Source organism: Microcystis sp. LE19-41.2A, from assembly GCF_027530405.1.
Lineage (GTDB): Bacteria > Cyanobacteriota > Cyanobacteriia > Cyanobacteriales > Microcystaceae > Microcystis > Microcystis aeruginosa.
Window position 1 is genome coordinate 1 of record NZ_JAPZQJ010000605.1, and the last position, 10,306, is coordinate 10,306.

Genomic DNA, 10,306 nt, shown 5'->3' on the forward strand with positions numbered 1-10,306 from the left:
CAATAATGGGGAGTCAGTGGGAATTGATCTAGGGATTGCTACCTTTGCTACCCTCTCAACAGGAGAAAAGATAGACGCACCGAAACCGTTAAAGAAACGATTAAAACGACTAAGAAAAGCACAGAAAAACCTTTCTAGAAAACAGAAAGGAAGTAAACGACGGGAAAAAGCTAGGAAACGAGTAGCTAAAATCCACGCAAAGATTAAAGACACTCGTACTGATTTCTTGCATAAACTATCCACTAGAGTTGTTCGTGAAAATCAAACGATAATTTTAGAGGATTTAAACACATCGGGAATGGTTAAAAATCGCAAGTTATCCCGTGCTATATCAGATTTGGGATGGCGTTCTTTTCGAGATATGCTATCGGCAAAATCTGATAAATATGGGCGTGATTTTCGGATAATTTCCCGATGGGAGCCAACGTCTCAGCGATGTTCCTGTTGTGGGAATATCGGCGGTAAGAAAGCATTAAATATCCGTGAGTGGGAATGTCTTTTTTGTGGGACTTTCCATGATAGGGACGTGAACGCCGCAATTAATATCAAGGTCGCCGGTGGGCAATCGGAGACCTCAAAAAACGGACGCAGAGGAAGGTGTAAGACTTCTGTTAAAGAAGCAGCATCCCGTGAAGCGTCAACCCATCCAAAGATCGTTCAATTAAGTTTGTTTGATCTGTAGGGAATCGCCGTCCGTTTACGGCGGTGAGGATGTCAATGATCTTGTTTTACAAACAGTAGCAGAAGGATAGGGGAGAGTATTGTTCACTTTCGGGATCAGCCGAAACCCTTGTTTTTTGCGATCCCTTGCCCGTCACCATGAGTTAATAATAACTGCCAGATTTGCGATGATGGATGGCGGTTAAACCCTGGTGTAAAACCCTGCCTTTTTCTGCGATCACATAAAGCAGCCAATGATCACCGCACTCCATTCGTTGTTCTACCCGACATTCCAGATAAGCGAGCGCTTCGGCCAGAATCGGCCCACCGTTCTCAGCTTTAGTGGTTTCGATATTAGCAAAACGATCTTCTCCGGGGGAAAAAGGTTTAAGAAAATGCTTCATTAAAGCCAAATGTTGACCTTCTTGGAGGATATTAAGGACAAAAGGCGTACCGCTATAAAGCAGAGACTCGATCGCTCGTTCTTTCGCCACGGCAATAGTCAATCCGGGGGGGGTGAACGTCGCTTGCGACACCCAAGAGGCTAACATGGCGCCGCGCAATTCCCCCAATTCGCAGGTGACGATACAGAGAGAACCCACCAAACGGCCCAGGGCTTGCGATCGCCGATCGCTTTGGGATTGGTTAACATTAGTTTTCGGTTGTCTGCTTTTGCGAGCTTTTTTGACTGCTTGAGCGAAATCGGTTCCCGCTTCCTCACAGGTCTTTAAAATTGCCTCCGTGGGCTTAAATTTAACCCGAATTGGCTCAAAACCGAAGCGATAACCGCCATCCCGGAATTTACCTTCCAAAAGATCGATCGCTTCACCACTCCAACCGTAGGAGCCAAAAACCCCCACCAGCTTGCTTTTATCGCCATTTGCTAGGGTAATCCCCAAGGCGGTTTGGATGGGAGTCGGTGCGTGTCCCCCCAAAGTGGGGGAACCAAAGATAAAACCGACACTTTTTTCGATCGCCGTTTTGATCTCGTCTGGTTCAGCGAACTCGGCATTAATCGCCGTCACTGCTACTGCCGCTTTCGTGATTCCCATGGCGATCGCTTGAGCAAGGGTGGCGGTGTTGCCGTAGGCACTAGCATAAATCAGGGCGATTGTCAACTCTTGGGACTTTTGTACTGCTAACCATTGTTGATAGGAAAGGGTCAATTCGTGCATCCCGTAACGCACCAGAGGACCGTGACCAACGGCATAAAATAAGGGCGATTTAGCGGCTAATTTCTCCAAAGCGTTGCTAATTTGGCTGGCATAGGGAGCCATGAGACAATCGAAATAATAACGCCGATCTTCGTTATAAACGCTCCAACCCTCATCAAAAATTTGGTCGCCACAAACGTGCGCTCCGAATAATTTATCGGTGTAGAGAATATCGGTTTTGCTGTCGTAGGTACAGAGTTGATCGGGAAATCTGGGGTTAGGAGTGGGGATAAATTCTAATTGATGGTTTGCTCCTAAATTTAATATTTCTTCCCCCTTGATAACCAACAGATTTAATGCTTCGGTTTCAAGAATTTTTTTCAGGGAAATTGCCCCCGGATTAGAACAAACAAAAGTGACTTGAGGCGCGATTTCTAAAAGTGCCTTGAGGGTGACGGCACGATTGGGGTTAACGTGACCGAGAATAATATAATCAATAGTTTTCGGATCGATTCTTTTAGTTAAAGCCTCTAAAAATATGGACGAGAATGATTCCCCCGGGGGATCAAAAAGAGCGACCTTTTCACTTTTAATCAGATAACTATTGGCGGTGGTTCCCTTTTGTAATCCGTATTCGATCTCGAATTTTAACCGGTCCCAAGTGCGGGAACGAAAGACAAAAGTATCGGCGGCTATCGGTGCTACTTGTACATCTCTCGGTTTGACAATTGCATTATTCATAATCTTAGTTACCAGTTATCAGTTAAGTAGTCAATTAGTTAAGCGGCAACTTGAGGCTGTGATCATTTTTTACTAGGCAAGTTTGGCATCAAAGTCAACACTTGATTTTTGACTAAATACAGCCTTTTATCGCTAGGGACGAGTGGGGAAATTTATAGGTTATCTTGCCAGCCGGAAGGACATCAATATCTACAGTACACTATCTCTGGGAAGAAACCTAGCTTCTAGCAATTGGCTCGCGGGTAACAATACTCCTCTGGGGGGATTTACCAGTCTATTGAGAAATTCTAAAGGGAACGTGATCCCCAGAAGCGAGGTGCTAGTCTGAGGAAAACCCTGCTCTCTCCCTATCAGGCAAAGTTTTTATGAGCTATCAGCACTCGTCTTTTGACTGCACTAGCGCCAATTTTGAGAAAGCCGCTTTGACTCATTTTCGCGCTCTTGTGGCTTTTTTACCAGATAATTGCCGTGTTTACCGACAAACCTGGGAATTCTCTACGGTTCTCTGTCTCGATTTTCTAGCCTGTTTGCAGGGACTAGCAATCACCCGTCAAAATTTTTCCCATCTAGTTAATGTGACACAAGAACTGGGTTTAGGTCAAGCAATTATTTTGAAAGTAGGCAATAAAATCGTTGAGTGGCATCGTTTAAACTAAAATCTCAATTTTCGACCATCTCAACAGTCTAGAAAAAAATCGGCTCTCTCTGTTCTTTGTGTCTCTGTGGTTTATCTTTAACGCTTATAACTACCTCTTGCCTCTGGGTGCATCTCATTTTTGCACTCTCAAAAATTAATTATGCAAGAACTCTATAGTAGGGTTGATTCATGAATCAACCCTACCCAAACCCTAGAGCGCATTGGTTTTTCGGTGGGATGCTTACAGGCAGCTGCTGATATGTCTGTAATAATTTAAGGGTCACTGATAATTGCTGATTGTCGGTATTTCTGCAAATGTGAGAGGCACCCCTTGCCTCTTGTCTATCCTAACCAAGAAGTTAATTTTGTCCTATCTAGAACTGTTTAAGTTTAGAAAAAGCCCCGATAATTTGACCAAGGCTAATACCACCATCATTAGTGGGAACAGTTTGCTGCCAGTAGGGTTGAAATCCCGAAGCTTGTAGGCGATTAATTGTTCTTTCCGTCAGATAACGATTTTGAAAACAGCCTCCCGTCAGGAGAATTTTTTCTCTGCCTATTTTCTGAGCAATTTCTACAATAATCTCACTTAAACTATTATGAAATTTAGCGGCAATTATGCCGATTTGTACTTGTTTTTCTAAATCCTCAACAACTCCTAAAATTAGCTGATTCCAATCAATAACTATGGGTGAGTCAGCTGATAAAGAAAAATTATAATATTCCTCCGTTTTAATGCCCTCAAGGGCAAATTCTAACTGCATTGCTGCCTGTCCCTCAAAACTTAATTGATAACATAAACCTAGAATCGCCGCCACACCATCAAACAAACGCCCGACACTAGAAGTTAAAGGACAATTAATTTTTTTGGTTAACATTTGCCTAAAAATAGACCATTCCTGTTCACTAAAAGCTGATTTTATCCTATCAGTATTTTCCATAACTTCTAGTAATCCTAAAGCCACTCGTCTGGGTTCTTTAACCGCTTTTTCTCCTCCCGGTAATAGCCAGGGTTTAAAATGGGCGACTCGCTGCCAAGAATCGGCAGCAATATGGATAAACTCTCCCCCCCAAATTGTGCCGTCTAAACCGTATCCTGTTCCATCCCAAGCAACCCCTAAAACCGGAGGTCGTAGCTGATGTTCTGCCATGCAGGATAAAACGTGAGCGTAATGGTGTTGAATGGGAATAACGGGCAAATTTAAGCTATAAGCGTACTTGGTCGCTAGATATTCAGGATGAGCATCACAGGCAATAACTTCGGGTGCAAACTCGTATAATTTTTTTAAACTATCGAGGATATTTTCAAAATGATTGACGGCATTAACCGTATCTAAATCGCCGATATGTTGACTGATAAAAACTTGATTTTTTTGGTAGATAGCCACGGTATTTTTAAAATAACTTCCCACAGCCAAAATCGGGGGAAAATCTCCATCATTAACTTTAATGGGAAAGGGAGCATATCCCCGCGCTCGCCGCAAAATCATCGCTTTTCCCGCCATTTCCCTGATAATAGAGTCATCCACTGGTCGAACAATAGGACGATTATGAACTAGAAATAAATCGGCGATAGTTCCCAATTTTTCTAAAGCTTCTTTTTCCTCAATACAGATAGGTTCATCGGCTAGATTACCACTGGTTGCCACAATAGGAAAGCCTAATTCTGCTAATAAAAGATGGTGTAGGGGAGTATAGGGTAACATGACTCCTAGATAGGGATTACCCGGAGAAACGGCAGCAGAAAGATAATTTTTTCTTTGTTTGATCAGGACGATTGCCGCAGCAGGAGACTGCAATAATTGCGATTCTAAAGAAGATACATAACCGTGGTTTTTCACTAACTCAAGATTAGGATACATCACGGCAAAAGGCTTATCTGGTCGCTGTTTACGTTGTCGCAATTTTTGCACTGCTTCCGTATTTCTTGCATCGACAACTAGGTGAAATCCTCCTAATCCTTTGATCGCCATAATTTTTCCCTGTTCAATTGCTCTAGCAGTGGCGATTAAAGCTTGATCTTTTTCCGCTAATACAGAGCCTTGACTATCTAAAAGACTAATTTGGGGTCCGCAACGAGGACAGGCATTCGGTTGGGCATGAAAACGGCGATCCAGAGGGTTTTCGTATTCCCTTTGACATTCGGGACACTGATTAAAACCCCTCATAGTTGTGGCACTGCGATCATAGGGTAAACTCTCGATGATACTGTAGCGAGGACCGCAGTTAGTGCAGTTAGTAAAAGGATAGCGATAACGACGATTATTAGGGTCAAAAATATCGGCTAAACAATCGGGACAAGTGGCTAAATCTGGCAGAACAATTGTATTCTTTTCACCGCCGCTGCTAGGACGTATGCTAAAGTTTTGATAACCGACGGTATTTAACCATTGAGTCTCAATATTTTCAATTAGCGATTGAGGTGGTTTTTCTAAAGATAATCGAGTCAAAAAAGTTTCTAGTTTGTCTCGATTGCCCTCGACTTCAATAAAAACTCCCGCTGCTGTATTATTCACCCAACCCGTTAGGTTTAATTCCGTTGCTAATCGATAAACAAAAGGACGAAAACCGACTCCTTGTACTGCTCCGCGCACAATTAAAGCTAATCGCTGATCGGATTGATAATTTAACGGGGAAAACATCAAATTCATCCCTGATTACTTTTCCCGTTATACTAAACTTTCACTAATCACCCGACAGCATTCTTCCACACTGGCCCTTTTTTCCATAGCTATCACTAAAGCTTGATAGGCAGTCTGTTGTTTTTCTAAAAGAGTTTTTGCCTGTAATAAACTCCAGCGCTCTTTTTGGGCATAATTATTCTCGGAAACCCCCGCTAATTTTAAGGCCGATTGCAGATAAAATCGATCGCTTTCTCCCCCCTCCGCTTTACCATAAACTAAGGTTTCGGCAGCAATTCCCGCCATCCACACCGTAGAAATTCTCTCTAAAAAAGCGGGAAAATCGGTAAAGTTCTTGACTTTTTGCTCTAAATCTGCTAGTTCAAATTGAACACCGCCGACTCCCTCCTGGCCTTGACGAAAGGCTTCCCAAGCGGTCAAACTATAACTGGCGATCGGAATGCCTAAAATATAAGCGGTGAGAAAATGTCCGGCTTCGTGGTGAATAACTCTTTGACGGTGTTTACTAGGAGAAAGAGCATCCAGTAGTAAAGTCACGCCTCGGTTATTAAAGGTGAGAGTATCAACGGTAACTAATCCCAAGAGGCTAAAAGTAGCTAAAGCGGGGACAAAAGGCGAAATAGACAGCAAAGGGGTGACAAATACGGAAAGAGTGATCGAAAAAACGGTAATCGCGATCAGATTTAAAGCTGTCTGTTCCATAAAAATTAATAAAAATATACAAATGCTTAATACTATGTTACATTGCCTAGTTTTATTTTCCCCGAATTAACCAACCAATTACCCCACCCACAAAAGCAGTCACAATCGATATACCGATCTGTTTCCAGTTTTTTACCTCCCCAATTTTTTCGGCTAAATCGGGAATTTTTCCCACGGATGCCTCGATGAGTTGCACTCTTTCATTTAAACCGGTGATTTTTGCGTCTAAAGTCCTGATTTCTCCCTTAATTTCCGTCTGTCCTATCTCTAAGACCTGAATTTCTCTTTTGATCTCTCCGACGCTATTCTCGATCGCTTTTTGTCCACTCTCCAAAGAGGTTAAACGAGTTTCGATCGCTTTTTGTCCACTCTCCAGAGAAGTTAAACGAGTTTCGATCGCTTTTTGTCCATTGATAATCAGATTTTCTAACCTTTTTAGGTCATTTTCCGTAAAAGCCGTCATCAGCTAAACTCCTAATAGATTAATTTTTTCTCGTCTTGAGATTGAGTCGATCGTTGACTAATTTAATTATGGAGTCAAAATCAAGCTGTTACCCATTGATAGTTCTAGGTTCGACGCAGCAATAGGGATTTAGGGTGATAGGCAAATTTCCCCCACTTCCCCAATTCCCCACTTCCCCTTTACCATAAATAAACATTATTGTTTTACTGTATGGATAACTTTTATTGATGAATATCGATCGCACTATGCAAGAGGCAATAAGTATTTAGGGTGATAGGGAAATTTCCGCTAAATCCCCCACTTCCCCACTTCCCCACTTCCCCACTTCCCCACTTCCCCTTTACCATAAATAAACATTATTGTTTTCCTGTATGGATAATTTTTATTGATGAATATCGATCGCACTATGCAAGAGGCAATAGGGATTTAGGGTGATAGGGAAATTTCCGCTAAATCCCCCACTTACCCACTTACCCACTTCCCCACTTCCCCACTTACCCACTTCCCCACTTACCCACTTCCCCACTTACCCACTTCCCCACTTACCCACTTACCCACTTCCCACACTCCCTACTCCTGTCTCCTGTCTCCCGTCTCCTGTCTCCTGTCTTCTAAATTCTGCTGTATTGTTTCCCCTCATGAATATCGATCGCACTATCCAACTAGCTCATCAATTAGCGGACACTTCTGGAGAGATTATCCGGCGCTATTTTCGGCAGCCCCATCTAGAAACCGAGACAAAACTCGAGCAAGTTTCCTCAATAGTAACAATCGCCGATCAAGAAGCTGAGGAGGCGATGGTAGCGATTATTCGGCGAGAATTGCCTGAAGATGGCGTTATTAGGGAAGAAGGAGCTAATATTCCCTCCCAAAGTGGTCGTTATTGGGTATTAGATCCCATCGATGGCACATCCTCTTTTGTCAAAGGATTGCCGATTTTTGGAACTTTAATCGGCTTAGTGGCAGAAAATCAACCGATTTTAGGAATTGTCGATCAACCGATTTTAGGCGATCGCTGGTTAGGAGTGAAGGGAAAAGCGAGTCTTTATAATAACCAGATGATTGTTAATCCCTACCGTCAAGATCGGGAACTTGTCTTAAAAAATGCCTGTTTAGCCTCCACCACTCCCTTAATGTTTATCACAGAACGACAACAAGCGATCGCTCGTCAGCTGCAAAGCGTCTGTAAACGTACCGCTTTTGGGGGTGATTGCTATAACTATATGATGTTAGCCACCGGCTGCACTGCCATGCCGATGGTAATCCTAGAATCAGACCTGAAATACTACGATTTTTGTGCTTTAATCCCGATTATTGAAGGTGCGGGCGGAATAATTAGCGATTGGTCAGGTAATCCCCTACAAGCTGATTCTAGCGAAGTTTTAGCCGTCTCTAATTCCGGTTTATGGCAGCAGGTTTTAGAACAAATCAGCAGAGTGGGTTAGTGCGAATACTAAGATAATTAAGGCTGGCTGAATAAATCTAAAAACCTTGTTGGGTAAGACTTTTAGACTTTTTGTCAATCAAAAAGTACCAGTTATGGGAGTGATCGTGGGAAAATTACGGGACTTTTTCTCTGAAAATTAGGTAATTGACCAGATGGGAATCAGTAAAAACCTACACCCCACACCCCACACCCCACACCCCACACCCTGTCCCCACAAAAAACTTTTTCAGCAGACCCTAATTAATCAACAGCTAACCCACCCCCGCGGCAATTAAACGGTGGCTAATTGAGGTTGGGGACGTTTGCTGTTACGGATACCTTCGATCGCCGTCCCGTAATCGGGGGCATTAAATACCGCCGAACCTGCTACAATCGCATTTGCACCCGCTTCGAGAACTTGCCAAGTATTAGCCGGTTTTAAGCCGCCATCCACTTCAATCCAGGGATCCAAGCCTCTTTCATCGCACATTTGACGTAATTGACGGATTTTGGGGACAACTTCCGGGATAAAACTCTGGCCACCAAAACCTGGGTTAACGCTCATAATTAGGACTAAATCGCACAAATGCAGCACATATTCGATTAAATCTAGGGGAGTGGAGGGATTTAATACCACACCCGCTTGTTTACCGAGTTCGCGGATTTGGCAAAGAGTACGATGGAGGTGGGGAGAAGCATTATGTTCAGCGTGAACAGAAATAATGTCAGCACCCGCTTTCGCAAAGTCAGCCACATATTTTTCCGGTTCGACGATCATTAAATGCACATCTAAAGGTTTTTTCGTATAGGGACGAATAGCGGAGACAATCAGGGGTCCAATGGTGATATTCGGGACAAAACGACCATCCATCACATCAACGTGAATCCAATCGGCTCCTGCCTTATCCACAGCCTCGATATCGGCTCCTAATTTACTAAAATCCGCCGATAGGATCGAGGGAGAGACAACGATCGACTTCGAGCTTCCGTTTTGGGTCATGGCTAACTATAGAATTTCGTGTTTATATTTTCGTAACAATCTTATCAGCAATCAGTGATCAGTGATCACTAATCGGATTTGAGTTTTCAGTCGGGGTAATCCCAGAACATTTTGTATAAATTGTAACAGACAAAAATTTGTGATTGTTGTAGAGCAATAACCGCTACTGACAATCAAGCATTTCTACTCTAAAATAAAAGATATTGCCATCCCTGTTAGGGAATTTATTAGAAACTTGAGGTATATAAGTGTGACATAATCACAGTTTCGCATTTAACCTTCATAACCTGAAATATGAATATCATTGACGCTTTAAATCTCAAAAACCCCCAAGATTACCCCTCTAGAGAAGCCTATCAGCAAGACGTTGTCAAAGCGGTACAGGTATTGATGCGTCTAGGTATTATGGATAGTCCCTCGGCCGATTTAACCGGTTCCCTAGACTCTATCCTTGAGAAATTACAAGAGGATGAACTGGCTATCTACGGTAGAAAACGCAGTAAACAAGAAATTATCGCCGATTTAAAGCAAGTTAATAGTGAAATTGCCGAACTCGATCGAGAAATAGCTGACTTAGAATGGCAAATTGCGCTCAAAAAAGCTGAAATAGCCGTTAATGAGGTTTTTTATCTTGATTCTGTTTCGGTTTCTCCAAACTGAGCGCAATAATCATCCGCACTAATAAACTTCATCGTGAGTCCCAATTGACTCTAAAAGAATTGCCTGTTTCTGCTCATATTCAACGAATGGCTCTTCTGGTTTCTGTGTGGAAACGGGGTCTATACTGATAGTTTCTTCAGCAAAATACTCCTAAAAGTCTTTCCCAGTAAATATTTCACGATTCTATAAGCAAAAATTATCACACAAAGTCGAGAAGAGCC

10 protein-coding genes and 1 pseudogene are annotated in these 10,306 nt (G+C 42.8%); 5 read left to right on the forward strand and 6 right to left on the reverse strand.

Going from position 1 to position 10,306, the window contains the following annotated elements:
* Positions 1-682, forward strand: a 682-nt coding sequence (locus O9290_RS25150) for an RNA-guided endonuclease InsQ/TnpB family protein (RefSeq protein WP_288087649.1), incomplete at its 5' end; no start/stop codon positions are given.
* A gap of 142 nt (positions 683-824) precedes the next feature.
* Here the strand turns inward: O9290_RS25150 and O9290_RS25155 are convergent.
* Positions 825-2,555, reverse strand: a complete 1,731-nt coding sequence (locus O9290_RS25155) for a diflavin flavoprotein (RefSeq protein ID WP_288057194.1) — start codon at positions 2,553-2,555, stop codon at positions 825-827.
* A gap of 365 nt (positions 2,556-2,920) precedes the next feature.
* On the opposite strand from O9290_RS25155, the gene O9290_RS25160 reads away from it, so the two are divergent.
* On the forward strand, positions 2,921-3,211 hold the full coding sequence (locus tag O9290_RS25160; RefSeq protein WP_288057196.1) for a hypothetical protein: 291 nt from the start codon (positions 2,921-2,923) through the stop codon (positions 3,209-3,211).
* Between the two features lie 355 nt (positions 3,212-3,566).
* On the opposite strand, the gene hypF is transcribed toward O9290_RS25160, so the two are convergent.
* The 3 genes from hypF to O9290_RS25175 are packed head-to-tail and all read right to left on the reverse strand — an operon-like array spanning position 3,567 to position 6,999.
* Positions 3,567-5,834, reverse strand: coding sequence for a carbamoyltransferase HypF (gene hypF, locus O9290_RS25165; RefSeq protein WP_288057198.1), 2,268 nt, complete (start codon positions 5,832-5,834; stop codon positions 3,567-3,569).
* A 27-nt stretch (positions 5,835-5,861) separates the two neighbouring features.
* The gene (locus O9290_RS25170; RefSeq protein WP_002759281.1) at positions 5,862-6,536 is read right to left on the reverse strand and encodes a hypothetical protein; all 675 of its coding nucleotides are present in this window, start codon (positions 6,534-6,536) and stop codon (positions 5,862-5,864) included.
* A gap of 52 nt (positions 6,537-6,588) precedes the next feature.
* Positions 6,589-6,999 (reverse strand): coiled-coil domain-containing protein, encoded by a 411-nt coding sequence (locus O9290_RS25175; RefSeq protein ID WP_002774349.1) that lies wholly within the window; start codon positions 6,997-6,999, stop codon positions 6,589-6,591.
* A 638-nt stretch (positions 7,000-7,637) separates the two neighbouring features.
* Between O9290_RS25175 and hisN the strand changes: the two genes are divergently transcribed.
* Positions 7,638-8,444 carry a histidinol-phosphatase gene (gene hisN, locus O9290_RS25180; RefSeq protein WP_288054687.1) on the forward strand — a complete coding sequence of 269 codons (807 nt, stop codon included), beginning with the start codon at positions 7,638-7,640 and terminating at the stop codon, positions 8,442-8,444.
* A gap of 154 nt (positions 8,445-8,598) precedes the next feature.
* A complete protein-coding gene (locus tag O9290_RS25185; RefSeq protein ID WP_288057393.1) occupies positions 8,599-8,721 on the forward strand; it encodes a hypothetical protein in 123 nt (40 codons plus the stop codon).
* Here O9290_RS25185 and rpe read toward each other — a convergent pair.
* Positions 8,718-9,425, reverse strand: a complete 708-nt coding sequence (gene rpe / locus O9290_RS25190) for a ribulose-phosphate 3-epimerase (protein ID WP_002759286.1) — start codon at positions 9,423-9,425, stop codon at positions 8,718-8,720. The two genes, O9290_RS25185 and rpe, sit on opposite strands and share 4 nt — an antisense overlap.
* A gap of 294 nt (positions 9,426-9,719) precedes the next feature.
* Between rpe and O9290_RS25195 the strand changes: the two genes are divergently transcribed.
* Complete coding sequence (locus tag O9290_RS25195) at positions 9,720-10,085, forward strand: hypothetical protein (protein ID WP_288057391.1); 366 nt, start codon at positions 9,720-9,722, stop codon at positions 10,083-10,085.
* An 18-nt stretch (positions 10,086-10,103) separates the two neighbouring features.
* Here O9290_RS25195 and O9290_RS28330 read toward each other — a convergent pair.
* Positions 10,104-10,172, reverse strand: a pseudogene (locus O9290_RS28330) (type II toxin-antitoxin system RelE/ParE family toxin); the annotation flags it as partial.
* Positions 10,173-10,306 lie beyond the last annotated feature (134 nt).

Bases quoted from the DNA above. Each gene is read 5' to 3' on its own strand.
- O9290_RS25155 (WP_288057194.1), bottom strand. From the start codon at position 2,555: ATGAATAATGCAATTGTCAAACCGAGAGATGTACAAGTAGCACCGATA.
- O9290_RS25160 (WP_288057196.1), top strand. From the start codon at position 2,921: ATGAGCTATCAGCACTCGTCTTTTGACTGCACTAGCGCCAATTTTGAG.
- hypF (WP_288057198.1), bottom strand. From the start codon at position 5,834: ATGTTTTCCCCGTTAAATTATCAATCCGATCAGCGATTAGCTTTAATT.
- O9290_RS25170 (WP_002759281.1), bottom strand. From the start codon at position 6,536: ATGGAACAGACAGCTTTAAATCTGATCGCGATTACCGTTTTTTCGATC.
- O9290_RS25175 (WP_002774349.1), bottom strand. From the start codon at position 6,999: ATGACGGCTTTTACGGAAAATGACCTAAAAAGGTTAGAAAATCTGATT.
- hisN (WP_288054687.1), top strand. From the start codon at position 7,638: ATGAATATCGATCGCACTATCCAACTAGCTCATCAATTAGCGGACACT.
- O9290_RS25185 (WP_288057393.1), top strand. From the start codon at position 8,599: ATGGGAATCAGTAAAAACCTACACCCCACACCCCACACCCCACACCCC.
- rpe (WP_002759286.1), bottom strand. From the start codon at position 9,425: ATGACCCAAAACGGAAGCTCGAAGTCGATCGTTGTCTCTCCCTCGATC.
- O9290_RS25195 (WP_288057391.1), top strand. From the start codon at position 9,720: ATGAATATCATTGACGCTTTAAATCTCAAAAACCCCCAAGATTACCCC.